Raw genomic sequence first — 21136 nt, forward strand, 5'->3', positions numbered from 1 at the left:
AAAGAGGTTCGCGGTTCGGACGTCGGTCCCGAGGTCTCGGGACTATTCGAGGACGAGCAGCACGTCGCCCATGTCGACGCTGTCGCCCTCGGAGACGAGGACCTGCGAGACGGTGCCGCCGCGCTCGGCGACCACGTCGTTTTCCATCTTCATGGCTTCGAGGATGCAGACGGTGTCGCCGGGTTCGACCTCGTCGCCCTCCTCGACTTCGACAGAGAGGATGGTCCCCTGCATCTCGGCGGTGACGGACTCGCCGTCGCCCTCGATAATCTGCTGGGAGTCGTCGCTTCCGCCGTCGTCGCGGCGCTTGCGCGGGCCGGAGGAGTTGGATTTGCCCGCGGACGCGTTACCGACCGGGATGGCGGGCGCGCCGCGCTCTTCGAGGCTGACCTCGAAGCGCTTGCCGTTTACCTCGACGGTGAAGGTGCGTTCCGTGACCTCGTCGTCGTCGTCATCGTCGGCGACGGCCTCGGGCGACCAGCGCTCGACGGCGGCCTGGATGCGGTCGGGGTCGAGCACCTCGTCGAGGTACTTCGTCGTGTGGCTCCCCTCGCGGAACGCCTCGTCGGTGAGCATGAGGCGGTGGAACGGGATGACCGTGCGGAGTCCCTCGATGTCGAACTCGGCGAGCGCGCGCTCGGCGCGGGCGAGGACCTCCTCGCGGTCCGAGGCGGTGACGATGAGCTTGGCGATCATCGAGTCGTAGTCGCCGCCGATTTCGTCGCCCTGACGGACGGCGTCGTCCATGCGGACGCCGATACCGCCCGGCGGGTCGTAGGTCGCGAGCGTGCCCGTCGCGGGCGCGAACTCCTTTTCGGGGGCCTCCGCGTTGATGCGGAACTCCATCGAGTGGCCCTCGATTTCCACGTCGTCCTGCGAGAAGTCGAGTTCCTCGCCGGCGGCGACGCGCAGTTGCCACTTCACCACGTCGAGGCCAGTCACTTCCTCGGTGACGGTGTGTTCGACCTGGATGCGCGTGTTGACCTCCATGAAGTAGAACTCGCTGTCCTCGACGAGGAACTCCACGGTGCCGGCGTTGGTGTAGTCGGCGGCGCGAACGCCGCGGCGGGCGGCCTCGCCGATGCGCTCGCGCAGGTCGTCGGAGAGCGCGGGCGACGGGGCCTCCTCGATGACCTTCTGGTGGCGGCGCTGGAGCGAGCAGTCGCGCTCGCCGAGGTGGCGGACGTTGCCGTGCTCGTCGGCGAGAATTTGCACCTCGATGTGGCGCGGCGCTTCGAGGTACTTCTCGACGTAGACGGAGGCGTTGTCGAAGTACGCCTCGCCCTCGCGCTTTGCCGTCTCGAACTGCTCGTCGACCTCGTCCTCGGAGTGGACGACCTTCAGGCCGCGGCCGCCGCCGCCGCCTTCGGCCTTGATGGCGACCGGGTAGCCGAACTCGTCGGCGACGGCCTTGACGTCGTCGGCGGAGTCGGCGGGCTCGGTCGTGCCGGGGACGACCGGCACGTCGGCGTCCTGCATGAGCGCGCGGGCCTTCGTCTTCTCGCCGAGGCGCTCCATCGCGTCGGCCGACGGGCCGACCCACTTGAACTCGGACTCCTCGACCTTCCGGGCGAACGCGGCGTTCTCCGCGAGGAAGCCGTAGCCGGGGTGGATGGCGTCGGCGTCGGCCTTCCGTGCGGCCTCGATGACCGACTCGTGGTCGAGGTAGGAATCGGCCGCGCGGGCGGGACCGATGTTGTACGCCTCGTCGGCGTACCGCACGTGCCCGCCGTGTTTGTCCGCCTCGCTGTAGACGGCGACGGTCCGGACTCCTAACTCCTCGCAGGCGCGCATGACGCGCACCGCGATCTCGCCTCGGTTGGCGACGAGAACCTTGCTGAACATTTGCGGTAGTCTTTCAGGGAACCGCACGTTATTCTATCGGTTTTACCAACGCACGTCGGTGCCCGCTTCGACAGACGACGATTTACGTGTTCGACCATGAAGGAACGGCCGAGATTACACTTCTCTGGCACTATACGCCGCGAATACTGGTTCAAATCCAAACGGCCTTATGCGTGTGCCACACTACGACACGGGTAATGGCAGTACGAGTCGGCATCCTCGGTGCAACCGGCGCAGTCGGACAGCGATTCATCCAACTCCTCGAAGACCACCCGACGTTCGAACTCGCGGCGCTGACCGCGAGCGAGTCGAGCGCGGGCAAGCGATACGACGAGGCCGCGAAGTGGCGCGTCAACACTCCCATCCCGGACGACGTGGCCGCGATGGAAGTCGGCAGCACCGACCCCGCGGACGTGCCCGACGACATCGACCTCCTGTTTTCGTCGCTCCCGTCGTCGGTCGCCGCCGAGGTCGAACCCGAGTTCCTCGAGGCGGGCTACGTCGTCTCTTCGAACTCCTCGAACGACCGCATGGCACCCGACGTGCCGCTCACGATTCCGGAGATCAATCCGGAGCACCTCGACCTCATCGAGGTCCAGCGCGACGAGCGCGGCTGGGACGGCGCGCTCGTGAAGAACCCGAACTGCTCGACTATCACGATGGTCCCGACGCTCGCCGCCCTCGACCAGTTCGGCCTCGAACGCGTCGACGTCACGACCCTGCAGGCGGTCTCCGGCGCGGGCTACGACGGCGTCACCTCGATGGAGATAATCGACAACGCCATCCCGCACATCGGCGGCGAAGAAGAGAAGATGGAGACGGAGTCCCGCAAGCTTCTGGGCTCGTTCGACGGCGCGGAAGTCGCGCTCCACGGCGCGGAGGTCAACGCCTCGTGTAACCGCATCCCGACGCTCGACGGCCACCTCGAGAGCGTCTTCGCCGACCTCGCCGACGACGCCTCCCCCGAGGACGTCGCGGCCGCGATGCGCGAGTACCCCGGCGTCGACCTCCCGAGCGCGCCCGAACAGCTCATCCACGTCTTCGAGGACAACTTCCGCCCGCAGCCCCGCCTCGACCGCGAGCGCGGCGACGGCATGCAGATTTCCGCGGGCGGCATCCAGGCCACCGAGCGCGGCGTGAAGTACAACTGCCTCGCGCACAACACGATTCGCGGCGCGGCCGGTGCGTCCGTCCTCAACGGCGAACTCCTCGCCCAAGAGGGCTGGATTTAGGCTATATCCACCCGTCGGCGTCGCTCCCGGACTCGCGTTCGGCGTCGCCGACGTTCTCTTCGTCTCGCCACTCGTCGGCGAGCCGACCGTATCGAAGCACGTCGACGTGGTCGCCGTCGACGAATCCCTGTTCCCGGTGGACGCCCTCGCGTTCGAAGCCGGCTTTCTCCAGCACGCGGGTCGACGCCGGGTTCGTCTCGTAGGCGTTCGCGTACAGTTTGTTGAGTCGGCGCTCGCCGAAGGCGTAGCCGCAGAGCGTCCGCAGCGCGTCTGTCGCGTAGCCGTTGCCCCAGTGGTCGGGCGCGACGAGATAGCCGACCTCGGCCGCGCCGGTGACGACGTTCGGCGGCTTGAGTCCGATAGTCCCGACCGGGTCGCCGTCGACCGCGACGACGAAGTTGATGTCGTCGCCGTCGCCGCGCGACTCGACCCACTCGCGCTCTGTCGCCCGCGTCACCGGGTCGGTGGCGGCGATTCCCCGCCGAACCCGCGGGTCGTTGACCGTCTCGTGGAGGAACTCGACGTGCTCCGACTCGACGGTTCTGAGTTCGACGCGGTCGCCTTCGAGAAACGCGGCTCCGCACATATCTCGTCCGTCGTCGCGGCCGCACTTCAACGTGGGCGTGCGGAGCACGCGGTATCTGTCGGCGAGTCTCACGGTACCGGTTCGATTCGTCCAGAGTTAGACACCGTTTTCACGCCGCGTCGACAGAGCGTGTCACATGTCTCGACGCGGTCTCGAAACGGGACTCTCCGCCGGCCTGCTCGTCGCCGCACTCGGCGGCATCGCGTGGGCGACCGGCGAGCCGTTCGTCTTTCCGAGCCTCGGCCCCACGGCGTTCGTCCTCGCCTTCCGCCGTCGCGGCGGGCGCTCCCGCTCGTCTCGCATCGTCGGCGGCCACGCCGTCGGTGCCGTCGTCGGCTTCGCGGCCTACGCGCTCATCGCCCCCGGCGTGACGCTCGACCCGTCGCTCTCGGCCGCGTCGACGGACACGCTGCGCCTCGTCACGAGCGGGGCGGTCTCGGTCGCCGCGACGGGCTGGGGGATGGTCGAACTCGACGCGGTCCACCCGCCGGCCTGCGCGACGACGCTCATCGTCTCGCTCGGCCTGCTCTCGACGCCGCAGTCGGTCGCGACTATCGTCGCGAGCGTGGTCGTTCTCGTGGGGGCCCACCGGGCGACGGACGCGCTGCTCGTTGAGATGTACGGGGACAGTCCAACCGACGCGGGAACGCGGAGTTGAGGTCTTGTCCGGACCTCGGAAGCCGCTCAGACGGTCGATTCTCGGTACCGCCGGCTCGAATCGATAGCCGAGAGAATAGATGGATAGAGGGCGAATGATTCCGCTCGTCGCCCTGATGTGCCTCTGACAGCAGCAAACGAAATTCGTCACCATCCAACTTATGATTTCTGTGAAACACGTTCACACCGGCCGCGCTAGGGTCGCTCGCGTGCAACCGTGGCATATCCGGCATCGGTGAGCCTCCGCCCCGACTGACATTCCGCGACAAGAGACACCTACGACGACAAGTATATGTTCCATGGTCTCAATTGTCACGCTGTATCGCTATGAAGCCGTGCCACAGCTGTCAGGCGGTTATCGACGAGTACATCCTGGACAAAAAGCTCGAAGTGCTGCGCGACCTCACGGTTGACGACTTCAACCTCTGTGCTGACTGCACGACAGTCGTCGCCGATGCGTGCGTGGAATGCGGCGGTGGCGTCTATGTCCCGCGGGGCGAAACGACGGTCCCCGACTACTGTCCGGCGTGCCGCGCGGACCTCATCCGGCGCACGGGGAGCGACCCCGGCTGGACCTGCGATGCCGTCTCGACCTGAGTAGCGGTTCCCGGCCGTTTTTTGGTGGTTGTTGCAGGGTGTGACGAACAGTCACACCGTATCAAGCTCGGAGTCACCACGAGATTTTTGTCCGCCGCCGGGAGAAATGTTGTATGGCTGAAAAGAGTACGGTCGAGCTCGTCGGGTCTCAGACAGGCGGAACGATGGGGCTGTTGGCGTTCTTCGTCGGGTCGGTGCTGGCGTTTCTGGCGTTTTCGTATCTGTTCTACGGGGAGTGAGTTCCTCGTGGACTGCTGGTAGAACAAGCCAACTATAACAACGCCCCCGCTCGGTCGGATCCAGTGCCGCGATTTTAGTTCCCCACCACGGAGCAACGCGAAGCGATGGACTGGCAACGAAACACCGTGCGACAACTGTACAACCACGCTCTCAACGAGTTTGACCAGATACCCGAAGACGCGGGCACGCTCCGCCAGCGCGTCTGGATGGTCCGAGACACGCTCCCGGCGCTCAAAGGCTGGTGGACCGACCTCAAACTGGTCTACTCGACCGTTCTCCAGAAAGCTGTCGAGCGTATCCGAGACAACATCCAGAACCTCGGGAAGCTCAAAGCGAAAGGATACGACGTGGGGTCGTTGAACTGGAAGAAACCGCGTGAGTACCGGAGTTTCACGTACCGGCAATCGGGCTTCGAACTCGACAAGAAGAGTGGCCCGAATGGTCGCGGACTCCTCATCCTCAAGAAACTCAAAGGCGAAACCCGCGAGATTCCAATTCGCATCCATCGTGACCTTCCAGACCACGAGAAAGTCAAAGAAGTCACGCTCAAAAAAGAACCCACGGGAGCGTGGTACGTATCATTCTGCATCGAAACAGAAACTCCCGAGAAACCTGCCGTCGAAGCCATCGGCTCTGACGATGCGGTGGGTCTCGACCTCGGTGTTCTCAACTTCGCCCACGATTCGGACGGGCGTTCGATAGGGCGACTCGACTTGTCTAACGACCGAGAACGCCTCGAACGAGAGCAACGTTCGCTCTCTCGAAAGGACTACGAGTCCAACAATTGGGAGAGACAACGGCGTCGCGTCACGGAAATCCATGCACGAATGTCGAACAAGAAGCGTGATTTCAAACACAAGCTAGCACACTTCTACACCACTGAGTACGATGCCGTATTCGTTGAAGACCTCAATGTCAAGGGGATGCTCGAATCCCCGCAAAACGCTCGTAACAAGGCCGAAGTCGGCTGGCGAGACTTCATCACCATCCTCGAACACCACGGTGAGAAGAACGGCTGTCACGTCGTGCAGGTTAACCCGCGCGGGACGACCACAGAGTGTGCGAGCTGTGGCGTTTCGACTGGCAAGCCGTTGTGGGTGCGCGAGCATTCGTGCCCGTCGTGTGGGTTCGAACTCGATAGGGATTGGAATGCGGCTCTTAACGTCCTCTCACGAGGACTCGACAAACTAGGAGTGGTTCACTCCGAAGACACGCCTGTGGAGACTGCGACCGCTGTGTCCACTGATGGTGGCGATTCATCGTCCATCGTCGTGGATGCAAGTCGCGTCACAGAAACAGGAAGCCCCGTCCTCAAGGAAGCCGCGTCAGCGGCTGAGTAGGGCGGGGTAGTTCACATTGAGCCGAAAGAATCGACACAGCGAGCTGCTTCCGCCACAAAAGGAATGTAACCACGAAAGAGGTCTGGCGACGGGTGAATAGAGTTTTCACACACGTTGTGTATACGCTCATTCAGATACCATGTCCTGGCTCAAGGAATTATTCAAATCGGGGACATCGCTGGCTGGGCGGGTATTGTTCTCTGTTGGTCTGGTCAGTCTCATATTCGTTCAACTATCCGGAATCATCCAAAACCACCCAGTATACACCCCACTTGCCCCGTATGATTGGCCCGCCTTGGGTATCGTTGCGGGTGGGTTCCTCATTCTATTCAGTACACTCATTCGCGAGGAACCCCGGCGAGTTGGGCAAGATAACGTCCGAATTGTCCCAACAGTAGATTCCGATCAAGAACTCTCAACCCTTCTCGAAGAGGCTCGAACCGTAGTCGATCATCAGGTCAGTTCAATCCAGAACTTGCGAACAGACGCGATTCAGTTGATCAAATTGAACCTGCTGCTAGCCAGTATCCTCATCTCGGCTATTGCTATTGGCATCGACTCTGACTCTTGTGTTACCGCAGTTTCTTTTGTAAACGTGTTCACGCAGGTCGGGAGCGGACTACTGACGTTTTCAATTTTCTCAGCAACGTATCTGTATGTGACCGTAGAGTATACTGGCGGTATCTCTGGTGACACACTTGACCAGATATTCACCTCCCAAGAGCACTCACAGGTGTTTGTGGAAAATTGGCTTCTGAGTGGATACGAAAAGTGGATACGAGGGAATTCGGTCGTCCAGCGGGACGGTGCGGTTCTGATTGGTCTCTCCACTCTGTTGACTATCTCTGCGTTAATCATGTTCGGAAAGGGGTTCCTCGTCGCAGTAGAGTGTTCTATTTAGCTATTTTCGGCAGCCCGAGTTAGTGTCTCACGCATGGGTCTGCACGACACCGGTCACTCGGAGACACGGCACCGCCTGAGTAGCCGAGACCAGACTGAGCCCGGACACCCGGATTACTGCACTGCGATGCGGGCGAAGCGAGTCCTCGCGGGACGTTTTTCGTCCAGCTCCTTGCGAGGAGACTATCGCTCTGTGAGCGACAGTCGACGAAGTAAAAAGGTGGTATGGGACCGCTGAGGTGAAGAATCCGAGTTCTGCGCGCCGGCATCTCATTCATCCTCGTCCTCCTCTTCAGAATCCTCTCCGAGGAACGCCCGACGTGACTGCATCCGCTTGAGCAAATCAGGATGGTCGTAGTGCTGCCGGATGACTTCAGGAGTCGCGTTCGCGCGTTCTGACAGCACCTCAGGCGGCCATCCCTCGTCACGGTGGTGCGTGATCGCCCCCGTCCGAACCCGATGTGGTGAGCGGGCAGAAGGGCACCGCTGCTCGAGTCCATGTTCTCGAGCCTCGCAGGTCTGGACGTCCCGACCATGCGGACACGGTTCGTCGAAACGGCAGGGTTGGGTGATGATATTGAAAACGCGTCGAATCGCACCCCGACTCATCCGATTCTCTCCCTTCTCGGTTGAGAAGAGAGGGGCTCGATCATCATCATCGGTCACTGGAACCCGGTTCACCCGAATGAACGCGTCCAAAACCTCAGCAACTTCATCCGAAATAGCAACAGGACGCTGTCCCTCGAACTTGTTCTTCAGAGGCGTCTGCTCCCGATGCCGGAAATAGACAAACGGCGTATCCACAGTCTCGACGATCTCCTCGAACTCCTCTTCACCAACCTCAGGGTAGTGTCGAAGACGATCTAGATCGTCGTCATTGAGGTAGCAGTCCCCGACATCAAGCGCTCGCAGGGCACCAACACGGACAGTTGTGTGCCAAGCAAGGGCAAACATCGCGTGCTCGCGGGATGCAAATCGATACTTGGCGAGGTTGTCGAGAATCCTTTCAGCTCGACCCGATGCGAGTTTCTCTTTATTGACCCGCTCGTCCTTCAGCAGACTCGGGATCTCGATGGCTTTGACCAGTCCCTCCTCAACGGCGTTCAGGTCCTCGCAGAAAGACAGAAACAGCTTCAGCGTCCCGAATCGATTCTTCAGCGTTGACTGAGACAAGTCGCGTTCTCGCAGCTCAGTGTCGAATTTGAAGATATCACGTGTTGTGAGTGCATTGAGATTCTTGACGTCGTTCTCATCACACCATTCAATGAACTGGTTGACTCGGTAGTAGTAGCTCTGAACCGTCTGGTCGGCCTTCTCCGACCGCTGTCGAGTGAGCCACATCTCCATCGCATCATCGGGCGAGAGTGGTTCGAGATCGCTCATCGTCTCAGAGCACCTCCGTAGGAGTGACTGATTCGATAGTAGAGAGATCCGACCCGCAGTCAGGACACTTTTCCAGGGAGAACATCTCCGAGGGCTTCGTCTCGCTGCAGGCGACCTCAATCTCGAACGCGACATGGTCAGGGTCGCTCGGACATTGCACAATCATCGTGCCGTCGACACGGTCAGTCAAGCGACGGTTAGTCATTCGAGACTAACCTCCGGTCTCTCGAAGGAGAGCGAGCGAGCGTGGAAGCTCACCGATTTAATCGACCATCCAAATTTCTGTGCGAGTTCGAGCGTCGCCTCGATGGCGAAGTCGGCGTCTGGGTCGAACCAGACGATTTCGGAGCCGTCGCGGTCACACTCGATGTGTCGGACGCCTTCGAGGCCGCTGACCGTCTGGAGCCACTCGTTGATGTGAATCTCTTCGTACTGGAGTGCCTCGCGGATGAGTTCGCGACTGCGCTCGTGGTTCGCACCGTCGAGGGCGTCCTGCAGCGACGTGATCGCCGGCGTCATCTGTCGGCCTCCTGTTTGATGGCCTTTAGAACCTCCTCCGTTGGCTGGATGTTGAGGTCGCGGTTGTACGACGCGAGAACGCGCGCCATCTGGTTGACGCCGAGTCCGGTCCGCTCGACCTCATCGAACGCGTCGAAGACGGCGCGGATGTCTCCTTTGTTCAAGCCGGAGTGTTTGCCGTAGAGGTAATCGACGAGGTCCTCTCGGCTCAGGTCGCGGGAGAAATTGAGGAGTGCTGTCCGCACCTGCTCGACAGCCTCGACGTGCACCTCCCACGATTCGGAGAAGTTCCGCGCGAAGAGGTCCTTCTCGTCGTCATCGAATTCCAGTTCCTTCTTCGAGAGCGCTTCTGAAATCGCCCCTCGGGCTTTGCCGTACTGGCCGTCAGAGATGAGCCCGTAGATCTCCTCTGCATCGTCGTCGTCCAACGTTCCGTCTTCGCGGAGCTGCTGGACGAACAGCTTCAGTTTCTCTCGAACCGACTGCAACCGTTCTCGGGCTTCGTTGAACTGTTCTTTCTGCTCTTGCGCGTTGACGAGGAGATCGTCGAGTGGGTTCTCTTCTCCACTCCCGTCAGTCTCGATACCGTCGCCACGTTCGACTCCAGCGAGATTGTACTTCTTGATGACGACGCCCTCACGTCCACGAGATGCGCGTGCCGCGGCCTGCATCAGGCCAATGCCAATCGCTTCGGCTTGGTCTGGCGTCATCGTCGTCGAGGCGCGCACCGTGTCGAACTCTTCACAGACTTCGAAGACGACTCGGTCGGTCGTCGACTCGACGTAGAGCCGGTTGACCCGGTCGGAGATATCCGCGGTCACCCCGCCATTCGAAGTGGTCGACTCCATATCGAGCGAGACGTGCATCTCGTCAGCACCGGCGGCCGCCTGTGCGTCGGGGACTGGCGACTCCCAGCTGTCGTCTGGCGTCTGACTCACCGTTCTTCACCACCATCAGCAACAGCCTCAGTTAGTTCGAGCCCGGCAACGTGAGCCATGTGTTCAGCCTCTCCAGCGAGCATCTGGCGCGCCAGCGGAGTCGACTGAACCGCGTTCGTTCGCTTGTCGAGCGGCTCCCGGTCCAGAACGCCCATCTCAACGAGGTCATCGATATTCGGGTAGACCTGAGCGTTGCTGACTTCGTGACCGTACCACTCACTTAGTGACCGCTTCACTTGGACGCCGTACGGCGACTTGCCCTCCTCGTTCTCGAACTCGATGACGGCCTTGACGAGTTGCTGCTGGAAGCCGGTCAGGTCGAGCCACCGAACACCACCATCGGCAACGAGCCCCACATCCTGCTCAAGACGAGTCACTCGCCATCGTGTCGCCTTCGTCTCCGGACGGTAGCGTTCGACTTCGAGGCCGTCAAACTCGACGGGGTCCCACTGCGGGTACAGACCGATAGCACGGGAGAACCAGTAGCCGACCTCTTTCCCATCGATGTCAGTCCTGTTCGAGATGTTCTTCGCGTAGTAGATGCGGTCTTGTCCGGGGTCGAGGTCCTCACGAAGGAACGCGAGGAGCGTATCGAGGTTGTTGTAACTCATGGTGTTAGTCCTCCCGCACGATATCGCTCGCGCGGACGTTCGGTAGGGTACAACCGCACGGTTCAACCGTACGACTGGCGGGCCCACTCGCGGCGAACCCCTCAATGGGCGTGGCACACGCTGGGCAGTTCGAAGACGTTGCACTAGTCGTGTCGCGGGACTTATTTCGCACCCGCGAGAGTGCTGATTTGGTCGTCATCTGGGGTGACGACCTCCTACCGGGCTCCTGCTGGTACAGGGGTCCGGGCTTTTGCCCGAACGAGTAGCATCCGGAGAGAGTCGTCACTTCCCACATAACCCCACCTCTACATAAAGCTTGATACAGTACTATGTCAAATGAACCAGTATGGGCCCTATTGATACTAAATTGATTCGGGAAGGTCGTTTGCGTAATTTTACAGCATGGCCGCTTTACGGTCCAGACATGAGTCCGTGGAGGAACGATGCAATTGAGCCGATTCTGTCTCTGTTGGACCAATCCGGTCTCGATCTGAATCCGAAAGCAATGGTCCACAATCTTGAGAATCAGATGCAGAGACCACCGTCTCGGTCGACAGTTAATCGTGCTCTGAAGATGCTGCTTGAGGGTGGTCTTGTAGAGAAGGTTGACGGTGGCCCATTTTATCGAATCACGGCGGAAGGCCAAGCCGTTATCCGTGGTGAAAGGGACCCTTCCAGCTACGAATTCTATAGTGAGTAGCGTCACTCCCAATCGACCTCCAGCTGCACGAAAACTTCGCGCATCCAGTCCGGCTCGTCAGGATCGTCGCTCCGACCTTTTCCGTTGAACACATCGATGAACGTCGCACGCTGATTCGAATCAATACCGTAGACCCAGCGTTGCCCCTCGTGATGAACGTCAAGGCGGGCCGCGTAATCCGCGTCCGAGGTAATTTCGATTCGAACTTCGACACCACTCAGCAGCCGAAGGTTTCTGCTGGTTCCGTTCGGTCCACTACCAATCGTCGTCGACATACCCGAGCCGATGAGAATTGGATATAAACGGTTTGCAGGGTGGTGAGCGAATCATCGAAATTCGACGTTCTATTCTCTGGTTTTTGGACGCTCTCGCTTCTCTTCTCTCGAATGAGCGAAAATGAGCGAATGAACGAATCCTCGCGCAGTCTGTCGATTAGCGCGATGAGCGAATCAATCGTTCCCACTACTATTGGTACTCAGACCAATGGATAGAGTTATGCAATTGGTCTACGTACCAATGGTTGAGGATGGCCTCGCTGACCGACGACGACCTTGATGGTGTGAGCAGAGGGGAGAAATACCCCGACGGAACTGTGGTTCGAGTGTTCTGCATGCGAACCTCAGATGATGCGTACCCATCTGGGTGGGCCTACAAGCTCCACTACGGTGCGATACAACCAGACTCTGAGCGCACTCTCAAGGATGGAACGATTCGTCGGTACGATAACTCACACGAAGACACAAAAGGCCACGAACTCCACGTCGCGCCGAACCCTGACCCAGAGATCATTGAGTTCCCCGGAATCGTCGAACTCTGGGAGCGGTTCTGGAGCGAGATACCGAAATCGGAGTTTGAACTCAAGTGAGGCCATCCGAGGGAGGTCCCAATGTCAGATACTGTGCCACCGCTGCACCCGATGGAACGCGAACTACTCGAAGCCGAATCGACACTCGTCGTTACAGTAAAATCGGACCGAGAGTTCGAAGAGGACGTTACCGAGAGTCTCACCGCTCTCGCAGATGGCGACTCTGTAGACTCCACACCGACGATTTCATTCACAAGCTATGATGACCTGATGGCTACGCTAACTCCGCGAACGCTTGACCTCATCAAAGCTATTCGTCGGGAAGAACCATCCAGCATCAACGAGACGGCCCGCGTAGTCAACCGTGACGTGAAGAACGTCCACGAAGAGCTCAACCGTCTCGCTCGATTGGGTGTCATCTTCTTCGAGCAAGAGGGCCAGAGTAAGCGACCAGTCGTCTGGTTTGATGAGTTAGTCATTAACCTTCCATTCGACATGGAGAACAACGACACAGCCGCAGCAGCGTCGTGAGACTACGGCTCAACGAGTCGATACCGAGTCCCCCGCGTCGCCCCCTCTTGTTCGATGAGTCGGTACCGTTCGAGCGCACCTAGATAGCGGCGACGGGTCGCCTTCGATTTTGGCGCGGAGATGTGCTCTTCGTACGCTGCGTGGAGGTCCGTAGACGAGACCTCACCGTAGCGCTTGACGATGTCGTAGAGGAGTCGCTTGTGCGTCGAGAGGCGTTCGACGTTCCGCTCGTGGACTTCTCCCGCGGCACCATCAGCGACGTCATCGACGAGACCCGGACTGAGTGCATCGAGTTCTTGCAGGTCTGCAAGCTGGGCCGCCCGTCGAAGTTTGGTAATTGCAAGCCGCGCGTCACCAGCTGCGCGATCCGCGATATGCTTGATCGTCGCCTCGTCGACAGCACCGGGAACGAGACCGTGGTCGACGCGGGCCCGGATGATATCGGCGAGTTCGTCGTCGCGGTACTTCTCGAGGACGACCGACGCCGCGGCGCGAACGCGTGACTCGACGCGCATGTCGAGCGTAGAGAGAAACGCGTCTTCGGAGACACAGACCATCATCGTAGTGACGTTGTCGATGTCGTAGAGCATCGCGATGAGCGACGGGTCTTCGAGGACGTCAACCTCGTCGAGGACGATAACGAACTGCTCGTTTCGGTCATCGATTCGAGCGAGATACTCGTGAACTGGCGTCGACGCTCGGTCAAAGTCGAGTCCGAGGCCAGCGTCACGCATGAGCGTGTGGAGAACAGCGGCGTTCGTCGAATTAGAGAGGCAGTTTACGTAGGCGGTTCGGACATCGAGCGTCGCACGTTCGAGTTCGTTCGCCACGAACCGAGCAAGGGTCGTCTTACCCGCACCCGAGGGTCCGGTGATAAGGATGTCCGATCCGGCTTCGCCGCCTTCGATTGGCTTCAGTAACGACGAGAGGTGCCCGATTTCGGCGTTTCGATGTTCCAGGTCAGCCGGGACGAAGCTGTCCCGGAGTGCCCGTGCATCGCGTATCATGCCGGTATCATTCGTGAGACAGTGCTTTGAATAGTCGGCAAGCAGAGTGAAAGTAAAGACACAGCTGAAAGTCGTCAGACGGCAGAACGATTATCAAGTCTTCACTCAGTGATATTGATATGAGAAAAGGGCTGAATCATCGGTTCCACGACCTTCCGCTCGTCGACGAAATCGCGGGTCTCGTCGTGTCAGTACTCATCCTCTACTGGCTCGCATTCAGCGCTATTGTTGCAATAGGAATCGTCGCGGCCATCTCTGTCGGCTTTGTTTCAAAAGCGTTTCCGATGGTTGGTCCACAGTGGTCCGCGATTGTCAATTCCATCCTCTTTTCAGACATCACCAGCAGGGTCGGTGTCTTCGTACTACTGACATCAGTATGTGGCTCTCTGGCTGCTGGCGCTTTTCTCGCACTCGACTACCTCACGAATGTCATCGACACTGTCCTCAGAAAAGTCGGGATTCTTGGCGGAAGCTAACCGAACGGGTGCCTATCGGCGTAACTCGGGAAGGCGTAGACGACCCAGTTGACGAAGAGTATCACGAACAGGCCGAGATCGTGGAGTGCGAGCCCGGCGAGACCGGAGACACTCGGGACGCCGAAGACAACGACCAGGAGCATCGCGATACCGAGACCGACAAGCGTCGGTGCGAGATGCGCGACGCGAATCGCCCAGACAGGCGCGTCGTCGTCCCAGTCCATCGTCACTCGTGAGTCAGTACCATCGAGAGAGATGTCGATGTCTGCCCACGGGTAGGCCGCGGCAGCGTGAGTGAGTTCGTGGAGGGGAACCGATGGCGTCAGCAGGTTCGAGAGGCGGCTCATCGCGGCACCTCGCGGGCGAAGAGCGTGATGAGGACCATGCCGTTGAATCCCAGCGCGAAGTAGATCCCAACGCGTGTGAGGACGTCAGGTGCCTCGAGGGCGATAGGTGCGGTCATGAGCCCGTTGCAGAGAAGGTTGACCATGATGAAGACGTGCGCGGCGAGTTGTTTCTCGTCGAGGTCCTCACCAAGAGAGAATCCATCGCGGAGATTCGCGATGCTCATTGTACCACCGTCTGGAAGAGTGCAGCGAACAACGAGACGACGAGCGTCATGAAGATGACTGTCCAAGCGATGGAGGCGATGATACCGGGAAGCAATGTCGCAGCGAACCCCGAGATGAGGACGAGAAGCGTCGCGGGGAGGACGTAGTCGCCGGTCTTTGCGTAGATCGGAATGATAACGCCCGCGACGATGAACATCGCGAGGACGCTCTCGGTACCGGGACCGAAGGCGCTTCCGAGGCCATCAGCGACACACGAGTGGACGTCCTGCTGGAACCAGCAGTCGAGTTCGCTCATGAGATACGCATCCCCCGGATGATTTGCCAGACGCCGATGTAGTTCACGAACTGAATCGGAATGCCGATGGGACCGGCGAACCATGCAGGGAACCCGACGTTCTGGAGAGCAAGCGGGAGCATGAGGCTCCATTTGAGAGCACTCACTATCGCGCCGGTCGCCTGCGTGGTGAACCCGAGGTAGGACTCAACTGAGCCGCCGCGGTCAGCACGGTACGACGATGCGTCTTCGGATAGCTGGTCGGCGTCATCTTGGAGACCAGTCGCTTTGTCGATTCCAACGGCGTCGTTGAAACCGGACCCGGCCATGAGGCCGCCAGCGACGGCGAAGCAGATGACGAACAGCATTGGGACTGTGACTTTCATTAGTAGGAGTTGAAGGAGGCTGCGAGCCCGAGTAGCGCGACTGCGCCGGAGAGTCCGATGACACTCATCGGGATGTCGACCCAGCCGAGCCACGTGATGCCCGTGGCGACGGAGACAACAGCAACCGCGCCAACTCTCGACAGCGTCGAGGGGAACGCGGCCGAAAGTGCGACGAGAAGGACGAGTCCGGCGAGCGTCGCCCATCGAGTATCGATAGGGACGGGCGTCCGGATCGAGGCGGCCGACGAGATCGGCTCGTTGATGGTGGTCGTCTGGCTGTTCCGTTCGAGGGTGATGTTCACCGCCCAGTCCTGTTCAAGTTGAGACTGGCTGAGTGGTTGCGTGCGCTGGAAGGTTGAGAGATTCGTCGCCGACGATTCGAATATGACATTCGAGGCGTTGCCTCGCTCGTGAACGACGACATTGAACGACGTGGTCTCATCTTCCGGGTCAGAAAACATGACGCGGAGTGCCGCGTTCTCCTCGTTGACGAATGCATCCCACTGATAGGTGTCTCCCTTGGGTGCCTGCCACTGGATCGTCCCGACATCGAGGGGGGCAGTGCCGTTGACCGCGGCGATGTACGCACCGAGTTCGCGACGGTCGCCGTCGTCGTTCTCGATGACGAGCCGGTAGCGTTGGTCTTGTTCGAGCGTCGTCTTGAACACTGAGTCCGCGCCGAAGTAGTCTCCAGTTACGACGCGCCATTCGATAGTTCCGTTCCGCTCGATTGGTCGCTCGACGTAGAGCACCGTCGAGCTTGCCTCGAAGTCACCGGTCTGGTCGTTCAGCGTCATCTCCTGATAGACCGTATCGGCGGTTTCCGGCAGTAGATAGACATCTCCCTGCTCGAACACCGACTCGATGGCGACCGTCCGAGTAACGTAGCCGTCGACAGTCACCTCGATGATGTACCCGCGCTCAACCGGGACGCCGGTCAGGTCGATTGTCCCGTCAGAGGTGTTCTTCGTGAAGATAAGTTCGCCTGAGTAGAGCTTCGCAGTCACCTGCGCGGACCCTGTTATCGGCTCGCCAGTCGAGACGTTCCGGATGGTGAGTGTCGATGGTGAGCGAATCGTTCGAGTCTCAGAAGTGACGACGTTACCGTAGTCGTCGGTCACACGAACTGACCACGATGCAGTCCCACCTTGCATCGTATAGCTCGTTGATACGGTTCTGTTGCTGATGAGTGTGTCAGTTCCGACGACACTGCCGTCGACGATGAACTCTGCCGTGAGTTCGTCGCCCTCGAACGCGAAGTCGGAATCTGTGAGGTCCGCGGATAGTGAGATGTCCCGAGTGCTTTGGGTTGAATTGTCGGGCGGGGAGAGAGCCGTGACCGACGGGTCGAAGTGTCCGACTTCGAAGGACCACGTCGGCGACGTCAACGAACCCCCGTAGCTATCCGTGAGTTCGACGTGCCACGAGTGGTTTCCATCCGGAAATTTCGTGTCTGAATAGTTAACTGCCCCCGACGAAGAGACGTTCTTCTCCCCGACTTTGCTTCCATTGATGAACCATTCGACAGTGACCAAGTCACCTTGCACAGAGGAGAATTCATCGTCGTCAACGACGACCGAGAGGTTTGGACTCGCGTCATGGACCACCTCGCCACCGCTCAGCGACGGGCTCGATGCTGTCGGTGCGTGGTTAGTGAACTCAACGAAATCGCGGTCTAACTCTGCCTCGGGGGATTGGCCGGTCGGTTCGAAATCGACTCGGACACGAACCTCGGAAGAGGTAGCGCCCGAGATGTCTGCGGTCTTGACGCCGGACGTGGTGTGGGTCGTGTTCGTGATGTTCGACCATGTTCCCGCCACATTTTGCTGCCACGTCACAGTCACCTCCGCATCGATGAGTGTCGTGATTTCGACACTCCCGCCAGTGGCGTTGTCAACGACGTGAGAACCGGAGGTATACGTTCCCGATGAGGAACCACCAGTGACTCTGAAGTCGTCCCAGAACGCGACCGCGTTCTCGTTCTTGTTGTTGTGACGGAATCCAATTCCCCCGCTCGTGAACGCCGAGTCAGTCCCCTGAAGTTGGAGGATTTCGGAACCTGCGGAATCCACCCACGTCACGGTCATGGTCCCGTCAGTCTGCCAATCGACTTCGATTTTGGTCCACTCGGTCTGATAAAGCGTGGGGTCAACACTCGCTGAGTCGAGGATGACATCCGACCCGTTGGATTTCTGCAACTCAACTTGGTTCTTATCGAAATTGAAACGGATGTTGTATCCATCCGGCGTCTCCTGTGACGATTGTGCTGCCCAGTAGAGCCGGTAGTGAACCTGGGTATCCTCATACCGGAACCGCGTGCTAAACGAGTCTCCGGCACTCGGATATCTTCCGAGTCCGGTCGTTGAAATTAGGTCACTCCGTGTCGAACCGGAGTCGCCTTTGAGCGAGAGAGACCCCTCGAAAGACGTGGTGTCAGTCCCCCACGTCCCGGTCCCACCGCCATACTGCGTATACTCGCTAACGTCACCGTCTTCGAAATCGTCGACAATATCGGTTGGATGGTAGCGAACTGTTGCACCGGCCCCAGCGCCTGTGACAGAGACGCCTTCGAGTGTTCCCGATTGGAGTTCCGTGTCGGTATCGTTCTCGGAACCAATCGCGACGTTGGTCGAGGTCGCGGATACGGGCACGGCACTGACAACCAATAACGACGCGATGGTCGCGAACAGGACGATACTCTGACGCCTCACAACCGACCCCTCCGGTACTGTGCGACCTGTTGTTTCTCTCGCGTCACGCCAGCGATGGCCGCGTACACAAGGTAGTCGACGATGAATATCGGGACGATGAGGAAGTAGCTCAGCGTCTCTAAGTTCTGAATCGGTCCCCAGACCCACGTGGACTGAAGGAATGACATACTCTCCGCGACGTGGAAAACCTCCGCACCGGCGGTGTTGAGGAACAACACGAGTCCGGCAATCTGGACGATACCGACTGCCACGAAGATGAGTACTCGAGGGCTCACGGACTGACACCACCGAGGAGCGCACCACGGGTGAGTCCAGTCACGAAGAGACCGACGATGACGAGTGCAACGAGCCACGTCACGGCCTGCGTGACGTAGAGGCAGTTCTGCGCACCCTCGACGACGGGCTGGGAAACCCGTGATGGCCCACAGGCGGGACCGAGCATTGGTTCGGTCACCGTCTGGAGGATGTCCTGAACGTACACCGAGAGGAAGAGCGTCAGCGCCGCCTTGATGTAGAACCCGAAGGTCGCCATCAGAGACCTCCGAAGCGCTCTTTCCAGAGCTTGTCGATGTCGGCGATGCCAGTTCGCCAACTGTTCTCCCACGCGCTCATATCGACCGCGAACGCGTTGCTGGGGTTCCGATTTCCGAAGGACTGTTGGCGCTCTCGCTCCCGCTCGAACTCGGTCTCGAAGCGTCTGCGAGCTTGTTCGAATTCGCGTTCGACTTCAGTTCCTGTGGACATCTGGACCGGTTCGTATTCGTATTCGGTCCCGGCACGCCCAATCTCACTCTCGAACTCGGTCGCACGTTCCGTCTCGGTCTCGAAGCCAGTCTCGAACCGCTGGTCGAGACGAACGTCTGTGGGTTGCCACGTATCCTGTCGAGTATCGCCCCGAGTGTCGAGACCGAGACGCTGTGCGAGGTCTGCCTGTGCGCGCTCGAACTCCCGCTGCTGTTGGCGCGCGAGTTCTTGTCCGGTCGCGATTTCAGCCCCAGTGGCTTTTCTCCGCCTGGTTCGAGCCGCATCAGCTTCGAAACTGGATGCTTCGGCTTGTTGCCGCATCTGTCTCGCCTCACGAGTCGGCCACTCCTGTCCGCTGAGGCGACTTCCGTCTCGAAGTTGACGACGACCTCGACTGGAGCGGCCACCGACGCTGTAGGCTTCGCGGAAGCGTCTCTCAGTTTCGAGACGGCGAGCTTCGAGTTCGTCTGGGTCGACAGTCAATTGGTCGGCGCGCGTGGCCTGCGTCGGCGTCGAGGTCGGCTGTCCGGCGTCCTCCAAGAGGACCTGCTCGGCATCGCGCTCTTCCTGGGCAAACCGACGCAGTTCATACTGCGTCTGGTCGAGGTCCTGTTCGCGGGCGTCGGCGCGGTCGAGTTCGGGCGACATCCGACCGGGAGAGTCATCGACTTCGACAGTCTGCCGCCCGCTCGGACCGGAGAGTTCGAGTTGCCCCCGTTCACCGGCGAGGAACTGTTTCGCGCGCTTGCCTTCTACTTCGAACCGACGGACAGCGTCGTATTTGGTGCGTCGGATACCACGGACGAGTTTCGAGGTGGCTGGCTTCGCTTTGGACGCGGCAGCCATCGCAATCTCCTCGTTGTCGATGCGACCACCGGGGATCGCGTCAAGGATGCGCTGACCCCTTGCCGTCTGCTCGAGAGCGCGCGTCGCAACGTAACTCGCAGCCTCTTCACCGGGTTGAACCGCGACGCGAGCGGCCGCGCCGGTCTTCCCACCGACCTTCGCCGCCGCCGCAAATCCCCCGGCAGACACAGCGAGTGACCCGACGACAGCGCCCGAGGTCCGTCCGGGATTCTTCCAAAAAGCGTCGTTTGCTTCTTGGGCTGCCTTCCAGCCTGCGCCCATCACGGCCGCGGAGGTGTCTGTACTGAGGTCTACAACCCCGTCAGTCCCCTCGTCACCGGCCACGATGTACTTCCCCGTTTCACCGATTTCCATGAGACCAACAGCCGTCTGCGGAACGTTGGCGAGTTGGACAGCGCCTTCGACAGCACCGCTGGCGAACTCTTCGCCGAAGGTCTCGCCGTCTGGTCCGGCAACGACGTCATCAACGGGTTCGGGGACGTACTCTCGAACCGCGTCATAGGTCGCCCCAATCGCTGCGGGTGGGCCGTACTTGTCGTTGATCTCAACGACCTTTCTCGTGGCCTTGTCGACCTCGTCGGCGGCGCTTCGGAGGCCACCCTCGACTTCGTCTTTGTCGGGGTCGCCGAAGCCGAACGACCAGTCGATATCACCGAACTGCTCTTCGCGTTTGGGTTGCTCCTGGATACGCGCGCGGAAGCCGCCGCCGTCCGTCTGCCCGACAATCTTGACTCGGTCGGGGTCGACGTCGACTTTGTCGGCGATGTCGCGGCGTGCCTTCTCCCGCTGGACCGTGGAGATGTCGCCGCTGGCGTCCTTGGTGAGTTCGGCGTCGATGTCTGCGGCTTGGTCGGTCACGTCACCAGACGATGAGTCAAGCCCAAGCTTCTCGGGCAGTCGCCGTTCGCGCGCTCGTGCGTTTCGCTGTTGTTCGACCTGATAGCCGCGGATGTTTTGCTGACCGGCGGGTGTGATCGATGCGACGAGCTTGTTGCCGTCGCGTCGGACTCGGACGTTCCGAGTGTTGTCGAGGCCGGCCGTTTGGTCGACGACGCGCTGTTTGAGTTCCTGCTTCTTGTCTCGGAGTCTCGCACGACGCCTCGCTTCGGCGCGGGTGATGGGCTCGCCACGGCCGCCGAAGTCGTCGGCCACCATCGGCGCGTCTTGCTTCTGCCGTCGTTGGTTCTGCTGTTTCGTCTCGCGGACTTCTCGCTT

At 60.1% G+C, this 21136-nt stretch carries 24 protein-coding genes and 1 pseudogene; 8 read left to right on the forward strand and 17 right to left on the reverse strand.

Going from position 1 to position 21136, the window contains the following annotated elements; genetic code table 11:
- Positions 1-42: 42 nt before the first annotated feature.
- Positions 43-1845: a propionyl-CoA carboxylase biotin carboxylase/biotin-carboxyl carrier subunit gene (pccA, locus tag BN984_RS03765; protein WP_049967696.1), complete on the reverse strand. Its 1803-nt coding sequence runs from the start codon at positions 1843-1845 to the stop codon at positions 43-45.
- Positions 1846-2042: 197 nt separating this feature from the next.
- On the opposite strand from pccA, the gene asd reads away from it, so the two are divergent.
- Positions 2043-3077: an aspartate-semialdehyde dehydrogenase gene (asd, locus tag BN984_RS03770; protein ID WP_008095439.1), complete on the forward strand. Its 1035-nt coding sequence runs from the start codon at positions 2043-2045 to the stop codon at positions 3075-3077.
- A 1-nt stretch (position 3078) separates the two neighbouring features.
- Here the strand turns inward: asd and BN984_RS03775 are convergent, their stop codons facing one another.
- Complete coding sequence (locus BN984_RS03775) at positions 3079-3663, reverse strand: GNAT family N-acetyltransferase (protein WP_049913608.1); 585 nt, start codon at positions 3661-3663, stop codon at positions 3079-3081.
- Positions 3664-3799: 136 nt separating this feature from the next.
- Between BN984_RS03775 and BN984_RS03780 the strand changes: the two genes are divergently transcribed.
- The 4 genes and pseudogenes from BN984_RS03780 to BN984_RS03790 form a co-directional block, all read left to right on the forward strand.
- Positions 3800-4321 carry an HPP family protein gene (locus BN984_RS03780; RefSeq protein WP_049967697.1) on the forward strand — a complete coding sequence of 174 codons (522 nt, stop codon included), beginning with the start codon at positions 3800-3802 and terminating at the stop codon, positions 4319-4321.
- A 326-nt stretch (positions 4322-4647) separates the two neighbouring features.
- Positions 4648-4917: a DUF7571 family protein gene (locus BN984_RS03785; protein ID WP_004042445.1), complete on the forward strand. Its 270-nt coding sequence runs from the start codon at positions 4648-4650 to the stop codon at positions 4915-4917.
- A 113-nt stretch (positions 4918-5030) separates the two neighbouring features.
- Positions 5031-5156, forward strand: a complete 126-nt coding sequence (locus tag BN984_RS20050; RefSeq protein WP_255409923.1) for a hypothetical protein — start codon at positions 5031-5033, stop codon at positions 5154-5156.
- An 81-nt stretch (positions 5157-5237) separates the two neighbouring features.
- A pseudogene (locus BN984_RS03790) lies at positions 5238-6497 on the forward strand (RNA-guided endonuclease InsQ/TnpB family protein); the annotation flags it as partial.
- A gap of 492 nt (positions 6498-6989) precedes the next feature.
- On the opposite strand, the gene BN984_RS19330 reads toward BN984_RS03790, so the two are convergent.
- The 6 genes from BN984_RS19330 to BN984_RS03830 form a co-directional block, all read right to left on the reverse strand.
- Entirely contained in the window at positions 6990-7355 is a 366-nt protein-coding gene (locus BN984_RS19330; RefSeq protein ID WP_147298771.1) for a hypothetical protein, read from the reverse strand.
- A 312-nt stretch (positions 7356-7667) separates the two neighbouring features.
- The gene (locus BN984_RS03800; protein ID WP_049967700.1) at positions 7668-8780 is read right to left on the reverse strand and encodes a tyrosine-type recombinase/integrase; all 1113 of its coding nucleotides are present in this window, start codon (positions 8778-8780) and stop codon (positions 7668-7670) included.
- A gap of 201 nt (positions 8781-8981) precedes the next feature.
- Positions 8982-9299, reverse strand: coding sequence for a hypothetical protein (locus BN984_RS03810; RefSeq protein WP_049967702.1), 318 nt, complete (start codon positions 9297-9299; stop codon positions 8982-8984).
- A complete protein-coding gene (locus tag BN984_RS19005; protein WP_181950682.1) occupies positions 9296-10237 on the reverse strand; it encodes a hypothetical protein in 942 nt (313 codons plus the stop codon). The genes BN984_RS03810 and BN984_RS19005 overlap by 4 nt, the downstream gene beginning before the upstream one ends.
- Positions 10234-10848: a hypothetical protein gene (locus BN984_RS03820; protein WP_049967703.1), complete on the reverse strand. Its 615-nt coding sequence runs from the start codon at positions 10846-10848 to the stop codon at positions 10234-10236. The genes BN984_RS19005 and BN984_RS03820 overlap by 4 nt, the downstream gene beginning before the upstream one ends.
- A gap of 702 nt (positions 10849-11550) precedes the next feature.
- A complete protein-coding gene (locus BN984_RS03830; RefSeq protein ID WP_049967705.1) occupies positions 11551-11823 on the reverse strand; it encodes a hypothetical protein in 273 nt (90 codons plus the stop codon).
- A gap of 251 nt (positions 11824-12074) precedes the next feature.
- Between BN984_RS03830 and BN984_RS03835 the strand changes: the two genes are divergently transcribed.
- The gene (locus BN984_RS03835) at positions 12075-12413 is read left to right on the forward strand and encodes a toxin-antitoxin system TumE family protein (protein WP_049967706.1); all 339 of its coding nucleotides are present in this window, start codon (positions 12075-12077) and stop codon (positions 12411-12413) included.
- A gap of 21 nt (positions 12414-12434) precedes the next feature.
- Entirely contained in the window at positions 12435-12884 is a 450-nt protein-coding gene (locus BN984_RS03840; protein ID WP_181950683.1) for an HVO_A0114 family putative DNA-binding protein, read from the forward strand.
- 2 nt (positions 12885-12886) lie between these two features.
- On the opposite strand, the gene BN984_RS03845 is transcribed toward BN984_RS03840, so the two are convergent.
- Positions 12887-13891 carry a Cdc6/Cdc18 family protein gene (locus tag BN984_RS03845; protein WP_049967707.1) on the reverse strand — a complete coding sequence of 335 codons (1005 nt, stop codon included), beginning with the start codon at positions 13889-13891 and terminating at the stop codon, positions 12887-12889.
- 119 nt (positions 13892-14010) lie between these two features.
- On the opposite strand from BN984_RS03845, the gene BN984_RS03850 reads away from it, so the two are divergent.
- On the forward strand, positions 14011-14367 hold the full coding sequence (locus BN984_RS03850) for a hypothetical protein (protein WP_049967708.1): 357 nt from the start codon (positions 14011-14013) through the stop codon (positions 14365-14367).
- Here the strand turns inward: BN984_RS03850 and BN984_RS03855 are convergent.
- The 8 genes from BN984_RS03855 to BN984_RS03890 are packed head-to-tail and all read right to left on the reverse strand — an operon-like array spanning position 14364 to position 21076.
- Positions 14364-14714 carry a hypothetical protein gene (locus tag BN984_RS03855; protein ID WP_049967709.1) on the reverse strand — a complete coding sequence of 117 codons (351 nt, stop codon included), beginning with the start codon at positions 14712-14714 and terminating at the stop codon, positions 14364-14366. The two genes, BN984_RS03850 and BN984_RS03855, sit on opposite strands and share 4 nt — an antisense overlap.
- On the reverse strand, positions 14711-14938 hold the full coding sequence (locus tag BN984_RS03860; RefSeq protein ID WP_049967710.1) for a hypothetical protein: 228 nt from the start codon (positions 14936-14938) through the stop codon (positions 14711-14713). The genes BN984_RS03855 and BN984_RS03860 overlap by 4 nt, the downstream gene beginning before the upstream one ends.
- Positions 14935-15234, reverse strand: coding sequence for a hypothetical protein (locus BN984_RS03865; protein WP_042663252.1), 300 nt, complete (start codon positions 15232-15234; stop codon positions 14935-14937). The genes BN984_RS03860 and BN984_RS03865 overlap by 4 nt, the downstream gene beginning before the upstream one ends.
- Complete coding sequence (locus BN984_RS03870; protein ID WP_233517318.1) at positions 15231-15599, reverse strand: hypothetical protein; 369 nt, start codon at positions 15597-15599, stop codon at positions 15231-15233. Before BN984_RS03870 ends, BN984_RS03865 begins: the two co-directional genes overlap by 4 nt.
- Positions 15599-18250, reverse strand: coding sequence for an Ig-like domain repeat protein (locus BN984_RS19915; protein WP_244877445.1), 2652 nt, complete (start codon positions 18248-18250; stop codon positions 15599-15601). Before BN984_RS19915 ends, BN984_RS03870 begins: the two co-directional genes overlap by 1 nt.
- Before the next feature lie 56 nt (positions 18251-18306).
- Complete coding sequence (locus BN984_RS03880) at positions 18307-18585, reverse strand: hypothetical protein (RefSeq protein WP_049967712.1); 279 nt, start codon at positions 18583-18585, stop codon at positions 18307-18309.
- Positions 18582-18842, reverse strand: a complete 261-nt coding sequence (locus BN984_RS03885) for a hypothetical protein (RefSeq protein WP_049967713.1) — start codon at positions 18840-18842, stop codon at positions 18582-18584. The genes BN984_RS03880 and BN984_RS03885 overlap by 4 nt, the downstream gene beginning before the upstream one ends.
- The gene (locus tag BN984_RS03890) at positions 18842-21076 is read right to left on the reverse strand and encodes a hypothetical protein (protein ID WP_049967714.1); all 2235 of its coding nucleotides are present in this window, start codon (positions 21074-21076) and stop codon (positions 18842-18844) included. The genes BN984_RS03885 and BN984_RS03890 overlap by 1 nt, the downstream gene beginning before the upstream one ends.
- Between the last annotated feature and the right edge of the window lie 60 nt (positions 21077-21136).

The sequence above is a fragment of the Haloferax prahovense genome (assembly GCF_000723845.1).
Lineage (GTDB): Archaea > Halobacteriota > Halobacteria > Halobacteriales > Haloferacaceae > Haloferax > Haloferax prahovense.

What these genes read in the sequence shown, in the direction of transcription:
- pccA (WP_049967696.1), bottom strand. Translation starts at nt 1,845, where the DNA reads ATGTTCAGCAAGGTTCTCGTCGCCAACCGAGGCGAGATCGCGGTGCGC.
- asd (WP_008095439.1), top strand. Translation starts at nt 2,043, where the DNA reads ATGGCAGTACGAGTCGGCATCCTCGGTGCAACCGGCGCAGTCGGACAG.
- BN984_RS03775 (WP_049913608.1), bottom strand. Translation starts at nt 3,663, where the DNA reads ATGTGCGGAGCCGCGTTTCTCGAAGGCGACCGCGTCGAACTCAGAACC.
- BN984_RS03780 (WP_049967697.1), top strand. Translation starts at nt 3,800, where the DNA reads ATGTCTCGACGCGGTCTCGAAACGGGACTCTCCGCCGGCCTGCTCGTC.
- BN984_RS03785 (WP_004042445.1), top strand. Translation starts at nt 4,648, where the DNA reads ATGAAGCCGTGCCACAGCTGTCAGGCGGTTATCGACGAGTACATCCTG.
- BN984_RS20050 (WP_255409923.1), top strand. Translation starts at nt 5,031, where the DNA reads ATGGCTGAAAAGAGTACGGTCGAGCTCGTCGGGTCTCAGACAGGCGGA.
- BN984_RS19330 (WP_147298771.1), bottom strand. Translation starts at nt 7,355, where the DNA reads ATGATTAACGCAGAGATAGTCAACAGAGTGGAGAGACCAATCAGAACC.
- BN984_RS03800 (WP_049967700.1), bottom strand. Translation starts at nt 8,780, where the DNA reads ATGAGCGATCTCGAACCACTCTCGCCCGATGATGCGATGGAGATGTGG.
- BN984_RS03810 (WP_049967702.1), bottom strand. Translation starts at nt 9,299, where the DNA reads ATGACGCCGGCGATCACGTCGCTGCAGGACGCCCTCGACGGTGCGAAC.
- BN984_RS03820 (WP_049967703.1), bottom strand. Translation starts at nt 10,848, where the DNA reads ATGAGTTACAACAACCTCGATACGCTCCTCGCGTTCCTTCGTGAGGAC.
- BN984_RS03830 (WP_049967705.1), bottom strand. Translation starts at nt 11,823, where the DNA reads ATGTCGACGACGATTGGTAGTGGACCGAACGGAACCAGCAGAAACCTT.
- BN984_RS03835 (WP_049967706.1), top strand. Translation starts at nt 12,075, where the DNA reads ATGGCCTCGCTGACCGACGACGACCTTGATGGTGTGAGCAGAGGGGAG.
- BN984_RS03840 (WP_181950683.1), top strand. Translation starts at nt 12,435, where the DNA reads ATGTCAGATACTGTGCCACCGCTGCACCCGATGGAACGCGAACTACTC.
- BN984_RS03845 (WP_049967707.1), bottom strand. Translation starts at nt 13,891, where the DNA reads ATGATACGCGATGCACGGGCACTCCGGGACAGCTTCGTCCCGGCTGAC.
- BN984_RS03850 (WP_049967708.1), top strand. Translation starts at nt 14,011, where the DNA reads ATGAGAAAAGGGCTGAATCATCGGTTCCACGACCTTCCGCTCGTCGAC.
- BN984_RS03855 (WP_049967709.1), bottom strand. Translation starts at nt 14,714, where the DNA reads ATGAGCCGCCTCTCGAACCTGCTGACGCCATCGGTTCCCCTCCACGAA.
- BN984_RS03860 (WP_049967710.1), bottom strand. Translation starts at nt 14,938, where the DNA reads ATGAGCATCGCGAATCTCCGCGATGGATTCTCTCTTGGTGAGGACCTC.
- BN984_RS03865 (WP_042663252.1), bottom strand. Translation starts at nt 15,234, where the DNA reads ATGAGCGAACTCGACTGCTGGTTCCAGCAGGACGTCCACTCGTGTGTC.
- BN984_RS03870 (WP_233517318.1), bottom strand. Translation starts at nt 15,599, where the DNA reads ATGAAAGTCACAGTCCCAATGCTGTTCGTCATCTGCTTCGCCGTCGCT.
- BN984_RS03885 (WP_049967713.1), bottom strand. Translation starts at nt 18,842, where the DNA reads ATGGCGACCTTCGGGTTCTACATCAAGGCGGCGCTGACGCTCTTCCTC.
- BN984_RS03890 (WP_049967714.1), bottom strand. Translation starts at nt 21,076, where the DNA reads ATGGTGGCCGACGACTTCGGCGGCCGTGGCGAGCCCATCACCCGCGCC.